Here is a 15931-nt window from a genome sequence, read left to right as displayed (position 1 = left end):
ACAAGGTAGACCGGCCGGTGCAGAAGACGGTTCAGGCACAGCAGGCAAACCGTTATGCTTGGGCATTGCCCCCTTGCCTGGAGCCCTTCTCATGAGCAGCACGCTGATCATTCACCCCCGTGCAGAGTCGGTCGAGGGCCAACCGATTCTGCGCCCGCTGCCAGCGGCGCAACGCCGCAGTGTCGGCCCGTTCGTATTCTTCGATCACATGCTGAAAACCGCCTACGCCCCCGGGCGCGGCATGGACATCCGCCAACACCCGCACATCGGCCTTTCAACCCTGACTTACCTGTTCGAAGGGGCAATTCAGCACAAGGACAGCCTGGGCTCGGACCAGTTGGTGCTGCCCGGCGACGTCAGCTGGATGACCGCCGGTCGCGGCGTGGCGCACGTCGAGCGCACCCCTGCTGACGCCTTGGCCAAAGGGTCTAGCCTGCACGGCTTGCAGGTTTGGCTGGCCTCGCCACGTGAGCATGAACAAGGCGCGCCCAGCTACAGCCATCATCCTGCGGCCAGCCTGCCGGTCAGCGACAGCCTGGGGGTGCGCATCTGCATGATTGCCGGCACCGGGTTCTGCCTGGCGTCACCGGTGCCGGTGCTGTCCCCTACCCTCTATGCCCAGGTCCAGATGCAACCGGCGACTACCTTGCAGGTGCCGAACGAGCACGTGGAGCGGGCGCTGTACCTGTTTGAGGGCGAACTGCAGATGAACGACGAGGTTGTGGCGCCGTGCAGCCTGGTGGTGCTGCCGGAGGGCGAAGAGGTGACGCTGTGTGCGCAAGGTGAATGCCAACTGGTACTGATTGGCGGCGCGCCGCTGGATGGGCCGCGGCGGATGAACTGGAACTTTGTCGCCAGTGACCCGGCGCTGATCGAGCAGGCCAGGGCCAGATGGGCTGCGGGGGATTGGCCGGTCGTGCCGGGGGAGAGCTCGAGGATCGAGTTGCCTCGCTGATTGGGGCCGCTTTGCGCCCCTTCGCGGGCTTGCCCGCTCCCACAGGGTGAGAGTTGGGAGCGGGCAAGCCCGCGAAGGGCTGCACAGCAGCCCCACTATGCGATCAGCGCTGGAACACTTCAGTCAGCAGGTTATGCATCGAACGGAACGCCCGCTCCGAGGTGCGCCGGTCATACTGCATCTTGCCCGGCACATTGGCGCCAGGGTCGGTGAACGAATGCACGGCCCCGCCATAGCTGAGCAACTGCCAGTCGACCTTGGCCGCATTCATCTCGTCCTCGAATGCCGGTAGCTGCTCTTTCGGCACCAATGGGTCCGATGCACCGTGCAGCACCAGCACCGAGCCCTTGATGCGCTTGGCATCCTCGGGGTTCGGCGTGTCCAATGTGCCGTGGAACGACACTGCCGCACGCAAGTCGGCGCCGCTGCGCGCCAGCTCCAGCGCACAGCAACCCCCAAAGCAGAAGCCGAAGGTGGCAACTTTGCCAGGCTCCAGCAGCGCCTTGGACTGCCCCAGCAACTGGGCCAGGGCCTCCTGCATGCGCTTGCGAAGTTCGCCGCGGTCGTTCTTGAGCGGCATCATCGCTGCGCCCGCTTCGTCCGCATTGGACGGGCGCACCGACTGCCCATACAGGTCGGCGAGCAACACCACATAGCCCTTTTCCGCCACTTCCTTGGCGATGCGTTCGGCACCTTCGCCAATCCCCATCCAGTTCGGTGCCATGACCAGGCCCGGGCGCCCCAGCGCCCCGGGCTCGTAGACCAGGCGGCTTTCGTAGGTTCGGCCGGACAGGTGATACACCAGCGATTCGACGATTACTTTGCTCATCAGGCACTCCATTGGCACTCGTCATAAAAAAGCCCGCCGAAGCGGGCTTTCCTCTGCATCAACTCAAGCAGACAGCTCGACCAGCAGCTTGTTCAGGCGACGAACGTACGCTGCCGGGTCTTTCAGGCTGTCCCCGGCCGCCAGGGCCGCCTGATCGAAGAGGATATGCGACAGCTCGGCGAAACGGTCTTCGCTCTGCTCGTTATCCAGCTTGTCGATCAGCGGGTGGCTTGGGTTGAACTCGAAGATCGGCTTGGACTCCGGCACTTTCTGCCCACTGGCCTCGAGGATCTGGCGCATCTGCAGGCCAAGGTCCTGCTCACCAATGGCCAGGATCGCTGGCGAGTCTGTCAGGCGGTGTGACACACGGACTTCGGCCACGCTGTCACCCAATGCACCTTTCAGGCGCTCGACCAGCCCTTCCTTGTCCTTGGCGACTTCTTCCTGGGCTTTCTTGTCCTCTTCGGAGTCCAGCTTGCCCAGGTCCAGGTCGCCGCGGGCGACATCGACGAAGGCCTTGCCGTCGAATTCGTTGAGGTAGCTCATCAGCCACTCGTCGATGCGGTCGGTCAGCAGCAACACTTCGATGCCTTTCTTGCGGAAGACCTCCAGGTGCGGGCTGTTCTTGACCTGCGCGTAGGACTCACCGGTGAGGTAGTAGATCTTGTCCTGGCCTTCCTTGGCACGCGCCAGATAGTCGGCCAGGGCAACGCTCTGCTCGCCGCTGTCGTCGTGGGTGGAGGCAAAACGCAGCAGGCTGGCGATCTTCTCTTTGTTGGCGAAGTCTTCGGCCGGGCCTTCCTTCAGCACCTGGCCGAAGTTTTTCCAGAAGCCCTTGTACTGCTCAGGCTCGTTCTTCGCCAACTTCTCCAGCATGTCCAGCACGCGCTTGGTCAGCGCGGTCTTCATCGAGTCGATGATCGGGTCTTTCTGCAGGATTTCACGCGACACGTTCAGCGACAGGTCGTTGGAGTCGACCACACCTTTGATGAAGCGCAGGTACAGCGGCAGGAACGACTCGGCCTGGTCCATGATGAACACGCGCTGTACATACAGCTTCAGGCCGCGTGGCGCTTCGCGCTGGTACAGGTCGAACGGCGCGCGGGCCGGTACATACAGCAGCGAGTTGTATTCAAGCTTGCCTTCGACCTTGTTGTGGCTCCAGGCCAGCGGGTTCTCGAAGTCGTGGCCGATGTGCTTGTAGAACTCCTGGTATTCCTCGTCCTTCACGTCGCTGCGCGAACGGGTCCACAGGGCGCTGGCACGGTTGACGGTTTCCCACTCTTCGGCCGGCTGCTCTTCACCTTCGGCAGCCGCCTGCTCTTTCGGCAACTGGATAGGCAAGGCGATATGATCGGAGTACTTCTTGACCACGTTGCGCAGGCGCCAGCCATCGGCGAACTCCTGCTCGTCCTTCTTCAGGTGCAGGACGATGCGGGTGCCGCGCTGGGGCTTGTCGACAGTGGCGACTTCGAACTCACCCTCGCCACGGGACGACCAATGCACGCCTTCGGCAGCCGGCTGGCCGGCGCGACGGCTGTACACGTCAACCTTGTCGGCAACGATGAACGCGGAATAGAAGCCCACGCCGAACTGGCCGATCAGGTGCGAGTCCTTCTTCTGGTCACCGGTGAGGTTCTTCATGAAGTCGGCAGTGCCGGACTTGGCGATGGTGCCCAGGTGGGTGATGACGTCTTCGCGGCTCATGCCGATACCGTTGTCCTCGAGGGTCACGGTACCCGCCTCCTTGTCGAAGCTCAGGCGAATCTTCAGGTCGGCGTCGCCTTCCAGCAACTCTGGCTTGGCCAGCGCCTCGAAGCGCAGCTTGTCGGCGGCGTCGGAGGCGTTGGAGATCAGTTCACGCAGGAAGATCTCCTTGTTCGAATACAAGGAATGGATCATGAGGTGCAGCAGTTGCTTTACCTCGGTCTGGAAGCCAAGCGTTTCTTTTTGAGTCTCCACACTCATGGTCTTCAAAACTCCGATCTGATTGCAATGGCGCCTGGCGGGCGGTACAGCCTGCTTTAACGGCGGATGTCATGCAGATGGGGGCTGCCCGGATGATTTCAAGGGCTTTTGCGGTTCGATCTTGAAATGCGCGCGGGCCGTGGCAATCGGCGACTGGCGGTCGCCCTGCCAGGCGGTAATGGCCACGTTGGTCACCCGTCGCCCCTGGCGCCACAATTGGCACTGGGCGTAGGTATCGCGCAACAGCCCGGCGCGCAGGTAGTCGATGGAGAAATCGATGATCTTCGGAATGCTGACGCTGTCGCTGTAGATCAACAGGTACAGCGCTGCCGACAGCTCCATGAAGCCGGCAATCACCCCGCCATGGATAGCGGGCAAGAGGGGGTTGCCGATAGTGTCCGGATTGGCCGGCAGGCGGAACAGCAGGTCATCCCCCTCGCGCTCGCATTCGATGCCGATCAACCCCGCGTAGGGAATCAATGCCAGCAAGGGGCGGTAGTCACCTTGCGCGTGTGCTGCGTTGAGTTGCTGGCGAATGGCCGGCGGAATCATGACCCGCCCTCCTTCAGGCTGCTGCCGAAGCGGATGCCGCCCTTGACCTGCGGGCCCAACCGCATGAACGTACCCACCACCTGGCAGATCGGCCGCTCGGGGTCATCCTGGTAGGCGCTGCCACGGGTGAAGATCACGTCGCGGGTCACCCGGTAACACTGGGCATGCCCATGGATGTCCTTGCCCGGTACCGACGGGTGCATGTAGTCGATGCGCAGATCCAGGGTCGGGCATACCTCGAAGTGCGGCAGTACGCATAGCGTGGCCATGCCGCAGGTGGTATCCATCAGCGTTGTCAGCGCCCCACCGTGTACGGCACCGGTTTGCGGGTTGCCGACAATGGCCGGCGACCAGGGCAGGACCAGCGTCATGCCAGTTTCATCAGCCTGTGCCACACGCATCTGCAACAACTGGCAGTGTTTCAATGCCGAAAGAAAACGCTCGGCCATGGACATCAAGGTCGCATCACTCATAGGCTGTTACCACGTCCCTTCCAAACGGCATAGGTGGGTTCAAAAGTCCATGTAGAACGGGGCGTTATATATCTGAAACCTTCGTTGAACTTATTCCAAGTGGCTGCACTCGAAGGAACAAGTCACTTATCACACCAAGGAGAAACACCCCCATGCGTAAACCATTTGCTTTTGCTCTGATGCTGGCTGCTGCCATGGGCCTGGCTGCTTGCGATAAAGCGAGCGAAGACAAAGCCCAAGATGCGCAGGAACATGCCGAGCAAGCCCAGGAAAAGATGGGTGAAGCTCAGGATAAAATGAACGACGCCGCCAAGGAAAACGCCGAAGCTGCCAAAGATCAGGCTGAAGCCGAGCAAAAGGCTGCCGAAGAAGCCGCCCCGGCTACTCCGGCGCCGGCAGAACCTGCCAAGCAGTAATCAGCCCGATAAAAAAAACCCGACGTTGTCGGGTTTTTTTTTGAGTTGAATTCACGGTTAATCGTTTCAGTTCACTGCTACACCACCCTCTTTCAATGGCTCGCTGCTGACACTATCCGTGGGGGTAAAGACCATCACCTCCAGCACATCGGAATGGAACTCCCGACGGTACAAGATCAATACAACACCCACACTCATGCCCATGAACAACCACGGGCTGATGAACCAGCTCAACATGGCCATGCCGAAGTAATAGGAACGTAAACCAAGGTTGAACTGGTTGGCCGCCAGCGACAACACCCGTGCTGCCCGCGAGGCGAACGCCTTGCGCTCCAGTTCGTTGACCTGCCGTTCGCCAATCATCGGTGCCGAGCCAACCAGTACGGCAGCAAAGTTGTATTGGCGCATGCACCAGCTGAAAGTGAAGAAGGCGTACACGAAGACCATGGCCAGGCACAACAACTTGATCTCCGACATGCCCTGCGAAGCCTGCTGCACCAGCGGCAGGTCGGCCAGCAGCGACAGCGCCCTGTCGGAGGCCCCCAGCACGGTGAGGATGCCGGCCAGGATGATCAAGGTGCTGGAGGCGAAGAACGACGCGTTGCGCTCCAGGTTGCCGATCACGCTGGCATCGGCAATACGGTTATCGCGCAGCAACATGCGCCGCATCCAGTCTTCACGGTAAAGGTGCAGCACGCTGGCCAGGCACGCGGTGTCGCGCCCTTTCCAGATCGCATACCGGGTATAGCCACCCCAGCACAGGGCGAACCAGGCGACGGCCAGCAGGTTGTTGAGGTTGCTTTGGATGAAATTCATGCAGGATTCCCGAAAAGGCCAGGTGCCTGAAGGATAGGGACCGGGTTTCGACGCTGGCAAGCGGCAAAAGGCACACATTCCTGCTGAAATTCGTACTGCCGGTGTGGGCCAGAAAAAAACCCCGCATCGTTGCCGATACGGGGCTCTGCAGCTTGCACCTTGGGCGGGCACCCTTCGGCTTGTGGCCGGTGCCGCCCCCAGGGCTTGGCCCGGCGCGTCAGGCCAGCGCTTCGCGCGGCTTGCCCAGCATGCGGTCGCAGGCGACGGCGCCCATCAGGGTCACCACCGATGGCACCAGCCAGGCCATGCCGGCATCGCTCAACGGCAGGTGCGCCATGAAGTCCGGGAGCATGTGGGCAAGGCTGCTGCCCTTGATCGCATCGACCATGCCGAACACCAGCGACACCAGCATGACCGGCGCCAGGATACGGGTCGGCGAATGCCACAGGTCTTTCACGAAACTCAGGCCGACTACCACGATGCAGGGCGGGTAGATGGCGGTAAGTACCGGGATCGAGAACATGATCAACTTGGTCAGGCCAAGGTTGGAAATCAACAGCGAGAAGCCGGCCAGGATCACCACCAGGGCGCGGTACGACAGCGGCAGGATCTGGCTGAAGTACTCGGCGCATGCGCAGGTCAGGCCCACCGCAGTCACCAGGCAGGCCAGCGCGATCAGCACCGCAAGGAAGCCGCTGCCCAACGAACCGAAGGTGTGCTGCACGTAGGCATGCAGAACGGCCGCGCCATTGGTGGCATCCGCCGCGATATCGTGGCTGGTGGCGCCCAGACGGAACAGGCTGATGTAGACCAGGGCCAGGCCGACACCGGCGATCAGGCCCGCGATGATGGCATAACGGGTAATCAGCTTCGGCGACTCGACACCGCGCGAGCGGATGGCGTTGACGATGACGATACCGAACACCAGGGCCCCCAGGGTATCCATGGTCAGGTAGCCATCGGAGAAGCCTTTGGAGAAGGCCGCGGCCGCATAAGCCGGCTGCGCGTCACCCATGCCCCCTGCCGGCAGGGCAAAGGCGGCAATGCCCAGTACGGCCAGGGCGATGATCTTCAGCGGCGCCAGGAAGCGGCCCACGGTATCGAGCAACTTGCCGGGGTACATCGACACGGCCAGCACCACAGCGAAATACACCAGGCTGTAGATGAACAGCGCCAGCGGGCTTTCGCCGGTCAGCGGAGCAACACCCACTTCGAACGAAACGGTCGCCGTACGCGGGGTAGCGAACAGTGGGCCGACCGACAGGTAGCAGACAGCCGCCAGCAAGCCGCCGAAGAATTTGCCGATCGGGCTGCTCAGGGCATCCATGCCACCACCGACCTTGGCCAGGGCGACCACGGTGATGACCGGCAGGCCTACGGCCGTGACCAGGAAGCCCAGCGCCGCCATCCACACATGGGGGCCGGACTGCAGGCCGACGATAGGCGGGAAGATGATGTTGCCTGCACCCACAAAAAGCGCAAACGTCATAAAGCCAAGCGCCAGGATATCCTGGCCTTTGAGAACTTTCATTTTAAGGTAGTACCACACTGCTGAAATCGGGATTCGAGAGGGGATTTCCCTTTGGATGAGGGGAAATGCTGCCCGGCTTGATAGGCCAGACCCGTTTAGCGTGTCGTTCCCTTTTGGGGTACGGGCACAGAGTGAGCGCGTAATGTAACCGTTTTGTCAGTCAAACGCACTGGAACAGTGCTGCTTGTCCGATGTGCGTACATGTTTGTCGTCTGTGCGACCGAAGACAGAGGGAATTATCCTCGGTTTAAACGCCGTGTCTGTGTGAAAATTCCTATCAAACCCATCGAAAAATCTACAGTGCCTGTTCTGGCCTCTTCGCGGGCTTGCCCGCTCCCACAGGGCTCACCACAGGTTCTGAATGTGGTGAGCCCTGTGGGAGCGGGCAAGCCCGCGAAGAGGCCAGAACAGGAATACAGAACCCCACAAACGACAAAGGCCACCCGAAGGTGGCCTCTGTGCGCGTGGGGGGTGTAGCAGTATTACTTCTTGGCTTCCCAACCGGTCAGCTCGGCCAGGGCCTTGCCGATGTCGGCCAGGGAACGCACGGTTTTCACACCCGCGTCCTGCAGGGCTGCAAACTTCTCGTCTGCAGTGCCTTGGCCGCCAGAAATGATGGCGCCAGCGTGGCCCATGCGCTTGCCTGCAGGTGCGGTAACACCAGCGATGTAGGAAACGACAGGCTTGGTCACGTGGGCCTTGATGTAGGCCGCTGCTTCTTCTTCAGCCGAACCGCCGATCTCGCCGATCATGACGATCGCTTCGGTCTTCGGGTCTTCCTGGAACAGCTTCAGGATATCGATGAAGTTGGAGCCCGGGATCGGGTCACCGCCGATACCGACACAGGTCGACTGGCCGAAGCCGGCGTCGGTGGTCTGCTTCACAGCTTCGTAGGTCAGGGTGCCGGAGCGCGACACGATACCGACCTTGCCTGGCAGGTGGATGTGGCCTGGCATGATGCCGATCTTGCACTCGCCCGGGGTGATGACACCTGGGCAGTTAGGGCCGATCAGGGTCACGCCCAGCTCGTCGCACTTGACCTTGGCATCCAGCATGTCCAGGGTTGGAATGCCTTCGGTGATGCAGACGATCAGCTTGATGCCGCCGAAGGCTGCTTCCAGGATCGAGTCCTTGCAGAAAGGAGCCGGTACGTAGATGACCGAAGCATCAGCGCCGGTAGCTTCCACGGCTTCCTTCACGGTGTTGAACACCGGCAGGCCCAGGTGGGTGGTGCCACCCTTGCCTGGGGTTACGCCGCCGACCATCTTGGTGCCGTAGGCGATGGCCTGTTCGGAGTGGAAAGTACCCTGCGAGCCGGTGAAGCCCTGGCAGATGACTTTGGTGTCTTTATTGATCAGGACGCTCATTACTTGCCCTCCGCAGCTTTGACAACTTGTTGAGCAGCGTCGGTCAGGCTGGTTGCCGCAATGATGTTCAAACCGCTTTCTGCCAGTACTTTAGCGCCCAGTTCGGCGTTGTTGCCTTCAAGGCGAACGACGACCGGAACCTTGACACCGACTTCTTTCACTGCACCGATGATGCCTTCGGCAATCATGTCGCAGCGAACGATGCCGCCGAAGATGTTGACCAGAACGGCCGCGACATTGCTGTCGGACAGAATGATCTTGAACGCTTCGGTAACGCGCTCTTTGGTAGCACCGCCGCCAACGTCGAGGAAGTTGGCCGGCTTGCCGCCGTGCAGGTTGACGATGTCCATGGTACCCATGGCCAGGCCGGCACCGTTGACCATGCAGCCGATGTTGCCTTCGAGGGCAACGTAGTTCAGTTCGAACTTGGCAGCGTGGGCTTCACGGGCGTCGTCCTGCGACGGGTCGTGGAAGGTTTTCAGCTTAGGCTGACGGTACATGGCGTTGGCGTCGATATTGATCTTGGCATCGAGGCAGTGCAGGTCGCCATCGGCCTTGATCACCAGCGGGTTCACTTCCAGCAGCGCCAGGTCGTGATCCTTGAACAGCTTGGCCAGGCCTACGAAGATCTTGGCGAACTGTTGAACTTGCTTGCCTTCCAGGCCCAGCTGGAATGCCAGCTCGCGACCCTGGAACGGCTGTGCGCCGACCAGTGGGTCGATGGTGGCCTTGAGGATTTTCTCAGGCGTTTCGTGAGCGACTTTCTCGATGTCCACGCCACCTTCGGTGGAGGCCATGAACACGATGCGGCGGCTCGAACGATCGACTACAGCGCCCAGGTACAGCTCTTTGGCGATGTCAGTGCAGGATTCGACCAGAATCTTGGAGACGGGTTGACCGTTGGCATCGGTCTGGTAGGTAACCAGATTCTTGCCCAACCACTGTGCAGCGAACGCCTTGGCGTCTTCCTTGCTGCGAACCAGCTTGACGCCGCCCGCTTTACCGCGACCACCCGCGTGAACCTGGGCTTTTACTACCCACTCGTTCCCGCCGATCTTGTCGCAGGCTTCTGCAGCTTGCTCAGGGGTATCGACTGCGAAACCCTTGGAAACTGGCAGGCCGTACTCAGCGAACAGCTGCTTACCCTGATACTCGTGAAGATTCATGCTTTTTACCGTCTTCGTTAGGTACTGCGCTTCGGCGCTGCGCCATTACTGGCGCCGCGCCACCTGTGACCGTTGACCCCGGGTTATCCCATGTGATCCGGTCCGGCGGACGTTCCGCGGTGAGTCATGCACGCAAGACTCACGACGGGCTGCCCGCCGTGGTTTCTTATGATTAACGCTTCTTACGGTTGGCCACGTGAATGGCGCCGCCATTCACAGCCAGCGCTGCTTCATGCAGCGCTTCGGACAGGGTTGGATGGCTGAAGACCATCATGCCCAGGTCCTCGGCACTGGTGCCGAATTCCATTGCGATTGCGCCCTGCTGCACCAGTTCGGCAGCCGATGGGCCAATCACGTGTACACCCAGCACGCGGTCGGTCTTGGCGTCGGCGATGACCTTGACGAAACCACCGGTGTCGTTGGCCGCCATCGCACGGCCGCTGGCCGCGAACGGGAAGGTGCCTACGTTAACCTCAACACCCTCGGCCTTCAAGGATTGTTCGGTCTTGCCGACCCACGCGATTTCCGGGTGGGTGTAGATCACCGAAGGGATCAGGTCGTAGTTCATCTGGGCCTTGTGGCCCTTGATGCGCTCAACCACCATGATGCCCTCTTCCGAGGCCTTGTGCGCCAGCATCAGGCCACGCACCACGTCACCGATGGCATAGACGCCCGGCACGCTGGTCGCGCAGTGGTCGTCGACGTAGATGTAGCCACGCTCGTCGATGGTCACGCCGCTGTCGGAAGCCAGCAGGTCGGTGGTCACCGGACGGCGGCCGACCGCAACGATCAGCTTGTCGAAGGTGATCTTCTGCTCGCCTTCGGCGTTGGTGTAGGTGACTTCGACTTCGTCGCCGTTGACTTTCGAGCCGGTCACGCGCGCGCCCAGCTTGATGTCCAGGCCTTGTTTGGTCAGGGTCTTCTGGGCTTCTTTCGACACGGCAGTGTCGGCAGCCATCAGGAAGGTGTCCAGGGCTTCCAGCACGGTGACTTCAGCACCCAGGCGAGCCCATACCGAGCCCAGCTCCAGGCCGATGACGCCAGCCCCGATCACGCCCAGGCGCTTGGGTACGGCTTGGAATTCCAGGGCGCCGGTGGAGTCGACGATGACGTTCTGGTCGACAGGCGCTGGCGGAATGTCGATCGGACGCGAGCCGGAGGCCAGGATCACGTTCTCGGCTTCGATCACTTCGGTGGTGCCGTCAGCCTTGGTGACTTCGACCTTCTTGCCCGCCAGCAGCTTGCCGTGGCCCTGGATCGAAGTAACACCGTTGGCCTTGAACAGGGTGGCCACGCCACCGGTCAGGTTCTTGACGATGCCAGCCTTGCGGCCAACCATCGCGGCAACGTCCATCTTCACTTCACCGGTGGAGATGCCATGCACGTTGAAGCTTTCTTTGGCTTCCTTGTACTTCCAGGAGCTGTCCAGCAGGGCCTTGGAAGGAATGCAACCGACGTTCAGGCAGGTGCCGCCCAGGGCCAGCTTGCCCTCGGCGTCGGTGTACTTCTCGATGCAGGCAGTCTTCAGACCGAGTTGTGCGGCCTTGATGGCAGCGACATAACCGCCAGGACCTGCACCGATTACCACTACGTCGAATTTCTGGGTCATAAAAGATTCCTTTTGAGCTTCAAGCAGCAAGCTGCAAGCTGCGAGACAGACAGGCTTCGACTTGAAGCTTGCCGCTCGCAGCTTACAGCTGCGCGATTAGATGTCCAGCAGTAGGCGAGACGGATCTTCCAGCAGGTTCTTGATGGTGACCAGGAAGGTTACCGCTTCCTTGCCATCGATCAGGCGGTGATCGTAGGACAGCGCCAGATACATCATCGGGCGAATCACCACTTGGCCGTTAACGGCCATCGGGCGCTGGATGATGTTGTGCATGCCGAGGATCGCGGCCTGCGGCGGGTTGACGATCGGGGTCGACATCATCGAACCGAAAGTACCGCCGTTGGTGATGGTGAAGGTGCCACCGGTCATCTCTTCGATCGACAGCTTGCCGTCACGGGCCTTCTTGCCGAAAGTGGCGATGCCGTTTTCGATTTCGGCCAGGCTCATCGATTCGGCGTTACGCAGTACCGGTACCACCAGGCCACGGTCGCTGGACACCGCGACGCCGACGTCGGCATAGCCGTGGTAGACGATGTCGTTGCCGTCGATCGAGGCGTTGACCGCCGGGAAGCGCTTCAGCGCCTCGGTGGCAGCCTTGACGAAGAACGACATGAAGCCCAGGCGCACGCCGTTGTGGGTCTTCTCGAACAGGTCCTTGTACTTCGAACGCAGGGCCATGACTTCGGTCATGTCCACTTCGTTGAAGGTGGTCAGCATGGCCATGCTCGACTGGGCTTCTACCAGGCGCTCGGCGATCTTGGCACGCAGGCGGGTCATCGGTACGCGCTTCTCGGTGCGGTCGCCAGCAGCGGTGACCACCGGGGCAGCAGCAGCGGCAGCAGGCTTGGCAGCCGGCGCAGCGGCAGGTGCCGACTTCTTGTTGGCAACCGCTGCAACCACGTCTTCCTTGGTGACGCGACCACCTTTGCCGGTACCGGCAACGCTGGCCAGGTCGATGCCGTTTTCTTCGGCCAGCTTGCGCGCGGCCGGGGCGGCGACCGGGTCATCTTCACCAGCATCGGCAGCTGCCGCAGCGGGTGCAGCGGCAGGTGCAGCGGCGGCGGCAGGTGCGGCAGCAGCGCCGCCTTCAACGATCGAACCCAGCACCTCGTCGGACAGGACGGTGTCGCCCTCGCCCTTGACGATGTCGCCCAGCACGCCGTCAGCAGTAGCCAGCACTTCCAGGACGACCTTGTCGGTCTCGATGTCGACGATCAGCTCGTCACGCTTGACGGCTTCGCCCGGCTTCTTGTGCCAGGTGGCAACGGTGCCATCGGCAACCGATTCCGGGAAGGTTGGGGCTTTGATCTCGATAGCCATTATGTGTATTTCCTTAAATTCGGTTTCAGGTGCGCGAAGGCGTTAGACAGTGAAGGCGTCTTGCAGCAGTTTTTCCTGCTGTTCGGCGTGCTTCGAAGCGTAACCACAAGCTGGCGCGGCGGAAGCGTCGCGGCCGGCGTATTCCAGGACCAGCGCCTTGTTGTGGCGGCCCAGGATACGGCGCATGTGGTGCTGGCTGCTGTACCAAGCACCCTGGTTCATCGGCTCTTCCTGACACCACACGGCATGCTTGAGGTTGGTGTACGGCGCCAGGATTTCGACCAGGTCGTCCTCCGGGAACGGATACAGCTGCTCGATACGCACGATGGCGATGTCTTCGCGGCCCTCGGCACGGCGTTTCTCCAGCAGGTCGTAGTAGACCTTGCCGCCGCACAGGACCAGGCGTTCGACCTTGGCCGGATCGAGGTTGTCGATTTCCGGGATCACGGTCTGGAACGAGCCTTCTGCCAGGTCTTCCAGGGTCGAAACGGCCAGTTTGTGACGCAGCAGCGACTTCGGTGTCAGCACGATCAGCGGCTTGCGCAGCGGGCGAATGACCTGACGACGCAGCAGGTGGTAGATCTGCGCCGGCGTGGTTGGCACGCAGACCTGGATGTTGTGCTCGGCACACAGCTGCAGGTAACGCTCCAGGCGCGCGGAGGAGTGCTCCGGGCCCTGCCCTTCATAGCCGTGCGGCAGCAGCATGGTCAGGCCGCACAGGCGACCCCACTTGTGCTCGCCGCTGGTGATGAACTGGTCGATGACCACTTGCGCACCGTTGGCGAAGTCGCCGAACTGGGCTTCCCAGATCACCAGCGCGTTCGGCGTGGTGGTCGAGTAGCCATATTCGAAGGCCAGCACGGCTTCTTCCGACAGGAAGGAGTCGTACAGCTCGAACATCGGCTGGCCCGGGAACAGGTTCTTCAGCGGTACGTAGGTGCCGGCATCCTTCTGGTTGTGCAGCACTGCATGGCGGTGCGAGAAGGTGCCACGGCCGATGTCCTGGCCGGTCATGCGGATCGGGTGACCTTCGAACTGCAGGGTGGCGTAGGCCATGGTTTCTGCATAGCCCCAGTTGATCGGCAAGCCACCGGCCTGCATCTTCTGGCGGTCTTCGTAGATTTTCGCCACCTGGCGCTGGACGACGAAGCCTTCCGGGATTTCCAGCAGCTTGGCCGACAGGTCCTGCAAGGTCTTGAGGTCGAAGCGGGTGTCGTGACGCGCAGTCCAGGCATGGCCCAGGTAGGGGCGCCAGTCGACGAACAGCTCGCGGTTCGGCTCCTTGACCAGGCTTTTCACCACGTGCAGGCCGTTGTCCAGCGCGTTGCGGTACTCGTCGATCTTCGCCTGGGCACGCTCGGCATCGATACGGCCAGCCTGGATCAGCGACTCGGCGTACAGCTCGCGGGTGGTACGCTGCTTGGTGATCTGCTGGTACATCAGCGGCTGGGTGCCGCTCGGCTCGTCGGCCTCGTTGTGGCCGCGACGGCGGTAGCAGACCAGGTCGATGACCACGTCACGCTTGAACTGCATGCGGTAGTCGATGGCCAGCTGGGTGACGAACAGCACTGCTTCCGGGTCATCGCCGTTCACGTGCAGGATCGGCGCCTGGATCATCTTGGCCACGTCGGTGGCGTACTCGGTGGAGCGCGCGTCCAGCGGGTTGCTGATGGTGAAACCAACCTGGTTGTTGATCACGATGTGCACGGTGCCGCCGGTCTTGAAACCGCGGGTCTGCGACATCTGGAAGGTTTCCATGACCACACCCTGGCCGGCGAATGCAGCGTCGCCGTGGATCGAGATCGGCAGCACCTTGTCGCCAACGGTATCGTTGCGGCGGTCCTGACGGGCGCGCACCGAACCCTCGACCACCGGCGAAACGATTTCCAGGTGGGACGGGTTGAACGCCATGGCCAGGTGCACTTCGCCACCGGAGGTCATCACGTTCGAGGAGAAGCCCTGGTGATACTTCACGTCACCGGAGCCCAGCTCGTTCATCTTCTTGCCTTCGAACTCGTCGAACAGCTCGCGCGGGCTCTTGCCGAAGGTGTTCACCAGCACGTTCAGACGGCCACGGTGGGCCATGCCGATGACCACTTCCTTGGTGCCGTAGGAGCCGGAACGCTGGATCATTTCGTCCAGCATCGGGATCAGGCTCTCGCCACCTTCAAGGCCGAAGCGCTTGGTGCCTGGGTACTTGGTGCCCAGGTATTTTTCCAGGCCTTCACCGGCGGTAACGCGCTCGAGCAGGTGGGCCTGCACGTCAGCGGAGTATTCCGGACGGCCGCGCACGCTTTCCAGGCGCTGCTGGAACCAGCTGCGCTGCTCGGAATCGACGATGTGGGTGAACTCGGCGCCAATGGTGCGACAATATGTCTTCTGGAGTGCATCCAGGATGTCGCGTAGGCTCGCCTCCTCTTTGCCGATGAACAGGTCGCCGGCACGGAAGGTCGTATCAAGATCGGCATTGGTCAAGCCGTAGTGATTGATCGACAGGTCTACGGGCGCAGGGCGCTGCCACAACCCCAACGGGTCGAGCTTGGCAGCCTGATGGCCGCGCATACGATAGGCCTGGATCAGTCGCAGAACTTCAACCTGCTTCTTCTCGTGTTCACTGCTCACGCTCCCGGCAGATACCGGTTGGGCGCGGCGCTGGTTCTTTGCCAGCAGTACGAAATGGTCGCGGATTGTCGAGTGCGATACATCAGTAGCGGTGCTGCCGTCGGCTGGCAACTTCTGGAAGTAAGTGCGCCACTCTTCTGGCACAGCGTTAGGGTCGTGCAGGTAGAGCTCGTAGAGCTCTTCCACATATGCAGCGTTACCACCTGAAAGGTGGGCGCTATCCCACATGCGCTGCATCACGCTTTCTTGCATGCTTGGTCACCCTCGATTAGGGGACTGATCGGCGAGAGCCGAAGCAAACCTGGAA

13 protein-coding genes are annotated in these 15931 nt (G+C 61.4%); 2 read left to right on the top strand and 11 right to left on the bottom strand.

The window, feature by feature from the left end; translation table 11 throughout:
- The first annotated feature begins 91 nt into the window (after positions 1 to 91).
- The gene (locus K4A76_RS08855) at positions 92 to 955 is read left to right on the top strand and encodes a pirin family protein (RefSeq protein WP_274411970.1); all 864 of its coding nucleotides are present in this window, start codon (positions 92 to 94) and stop codon (positions 953 to 955) included.
- Between the two features lie 103 nt (positions 956 to 1058).
- Here K4A76_RS08855 and K4A76_RS08850 read toward each other — a convergent pair whose 3' ends face one another.
- The 4 genes from K4A76_RS08850 to K4A76_RS08835 form a co-directional block, all read right to left on the bottom strand.
- The gene (locus tag K4A76_RS08850; protein ID WP_009684696.1) at positions 1059 to 1784 is read right to left on the bottom strand and encodes a dienelactone hydrolase family protein; all 726 of its coding nucleotides are present in this window, start codon (positions 1782 to 1784) and stop codon (positions 1059 to 1061) included.
- Between the two features lie 63 nt (positions 1785 to 1847).
- The gene (gene htpG / locus K4A76_RS08845; protein WP_029887686.1) at positions 1848 to 3752 is read right to left on the bottom strand and encodes a molecular chaperone HtpG; all 1905 of its coding nucleotides are present in this window, start codon (positions 3750 to 3752) and stop codon (positions 1848 to 1850) included.
- 69 nt (positions 3753 to 3821) lie between these two features.
- Positions 3822 to 4304, bottom strand: a complete 483-nt coding sequence (locus K4A76_RS08840; protein ID WP_274411969.1) for a PaaI family thioesterase — start codon at positions 4302 to 4304, stop codon at positions 3822 to 3824.
- Positions 4301 to 4777, bottom strand: coding sequence for a PaaI family thioesterase (locus K4A76_RS08835; RefSeq protein ID WP_029887684.1), 477 nt, complete (start codon positions 4775 to 4777; stop codon positions 4301 to 4303). The genes K4A76_RS08840 and K4A76_RS08835 overlap by 4 nt, the downstream gene beginning before the upstream one ends.
- 152 nt (positions 4778 to 4929) lie before the next feature.
- Between K4A76_RS08835 and K4A76_RS08830 the strand changes: the two genes are divergently transcribed.
- A complete protein-coding gene (locus tag K4A76_RS08830) occupies positions 4930 to 5193 on the top strand; it encodes a hypothetical protein (protein ID WP_009684700.1) in 264 nt (87 codons plus the stop codon).
- Between the two features lie 66 nt (positions 5194 to 5259).
- On the opposite strand, the gene K4A76_RS08825 is transcribed toward K4A76_RS08830, so the two are convergent.
- From K4A76_RS08825 to K4A76_RS08795, 7 genes are all read right to left on the bottom strand, one after another.
- Positions 5260 to 6009 carry a DUF599 domain-containing protein gene (locus tag K4A76_RS08825; RefSeq protein ID WP_274411968.1) on the bottom strand — a complete coding sequence of 250 codons (750 nt, stop codon included), beginning with the start codon at positions 6007 to 6009 and terminating at the stop codon, positions 5260 to 5262.
- 217 nt (positions 6010 to 6226) lie between these two features.
- On the bottom strand, positions 6227 to 7540 hold the full coding sequence (gene brnQ / locus K4A76_RS08820; protein ID WP_054911494.1) for a branched-chain amino acid transport system II carrier protein: 1314 nt from the start codon (positions 7538 to 7540) through the stop codon (positions 6227 to 6229).
- A gap of 482 nt (positions 7541 to 8022) precedes the next feature.
- Entirely contained in the window at positions 8023 to 8907 is an 885-nt protein-coding gene (gene sucD, locus K4A76_RS08815; RefSeq protein WP_274411967.1) for a succinate--CoA ligase subunit alpha, read from the bottom strand.
- Positions 8907 to 10073, bottom strand: coding sequence for an ADP-forming succinate--CoA ligase subunit beta (gene sucC / locus K4A76_RS08810; protein ID WP_003254205.1), 1167 nt, complete (start codon positions 10071 to 10073; stop codon positions 8907 to 8909). Before sucC ends, sucD begins: the two co-directional genes overlap by 1 nt.
- A 172-nt stretch (positions 10074 to 10245) precedes the next feature.
- Entirely contained in the window at positions 10246 to 11682 is a 1437-nt protein-coding gene (lpdA, locus tag K4A76_RS08805; protein WP_009684703.1) for a dihydrolipoyl dehydrogenase, read from the bottom strand.
- A 96-nt stretch (positions 11683 to 11778) separates the two neighbouring features.
- Positions 11779 to 13002 carry a 2-oxoglutarate dehydrogenase complex dihydrolipoyllysine-residue succinyltransferase gene (odhB, locus tag K4A76_RS08800; RefSeq protein ID WP_054881175.1) on the bottom strand — a complete coding sequence of 408 codons (1224 nt, stop codon included), beginning with the start codon at positions 13000 to 13002 and terminating at the stop codon, positions 11779 to 11781.
- Positions 13003 to 13044: 42 nt separating this feature from the next.
- Entirely contained in the window at positions 13045 to 15876 is a 2832-nt protein-coding gene (locus tag K4A76_RS08795; RefSeq protein WP_029886713.1) for a 2-oxoglutarate dehydrogenase E1 component, read from the bottom strand.
- Positions 15877 to 15931: the final 55 nt, after the last annotated feature.

The organism is Pseudomonas sp. NEEL19, assembly GCF_028751975.1.
GTDB lineage: Bacteria > Pseudomonadota > Gammaproteobacteria > Pseudomonadales > Pseudomonadaceae > Aquipseudomonas > Aquipseudomonas juntendi.
The sequence above is the reverse complement of the archived record's forward strand: the minus strand, read 5'-3'. Positions and strand labels throughout refer to the sequence as shown.

What these genes read in the sequence shown, in the direction of transcription:
- K4A76_RS08855 (WP_274411970.1), top strand. Translation starts at nt 92, where the DNA reads ATGAGCAGCACGCTGATCATTCACCCCCGTGCAGAGTCGGTCGAGGGC.
- K4A76_RS08850 (WP_009684696.1), bottom strand. Translation starts at nt 1,784, where the DNA reads ATGAGCAAAGTAATCGTCGAATCGCTGGTGTATCACCTGTCCGGCCGA.
- htpG (WP_029887686.1), bottom strand. Translation starts at nt 3,752, where the DNA reads ATGAGTGTGGAGACTCAAAAAGAAACGCTTGGCTTCCAGACCGAGGTA.
- K4A76_RS08840 (WP_274411969.1), bottom strand. Translation starts at nt 4,304, where the DNA reads ATGATTCCGCCGGCCATTCGCCAGCAACTCAACGCAGCACACGCGCAA.
- K4A76_RS08835 (WP_029887684.1), bottom strand. Translation starts at nt 4,777, where the DNA reads ATGAGTGATGCGACCTTGATGTCCATGGCCGAGCGTTTTCTTTCGGCA.
- K4A76_RS08830 (WP_009684700.1), top strand. Translation starts at nt 4,930, where the DNA reads ATGCGTAAACCATTTGCTTTTGCTCTGATGCTGGCTGCTGCCATGGGC.
- K4A76_RS08825 (WP_274411968.1), bottom strand. Translation starts at nt 6,009, where the DNA reads ATGAATTTCATCCAAAGCAACCTCAACAACCTGCTGGCCGTCGCCTGG.
- brnQ (WP_054911494.1), bottom strand. Translation starts at nt 7,540, where the DNA reads ATGAAAGTTCTCAAAGGCCAGGATATCCTGGCGCTTGGCTTTATGACG.
- sucD (WP_274411967.1), bottom strand. Translation starts at nt 8,907, where the DNA reads ATGAGCGTCCTGATCAATAAAGACACCAAAGTCATCTGCCAGGGCTTC.
- sucC (WP_003254205.1), bottom strand. Translation starts at nt 10,073, where the DNA reads ATGAATCTTCACGAGTATCAGGGTAAGCAGCTGTTCGCTGAGTACGGC.
- lpdA (WP_009684703.1), bottom strand. Translation starts at nt 11,682, where the DNA reads ATGACCCAGAAATTCGACGTAGTGGTAATCGGTGCAGGTCCTGGCGGT.
- odhB (WP_054881175.1), bottom strand. Translation starts at nt 13,002, where the DNA reads ATGGCTATCGAGATCAAAGCCCCAACCTTCCCGGAATCGGTTGCCGAT.
- K4A76_RS08795 (WP_029886713.1), bottom strand. Translation starts at nt 15,876, where the DNA reads ATGCAAGAAAGCGTGATGCAGCGCATGTGGGATAGCGCCCACCTTTCA.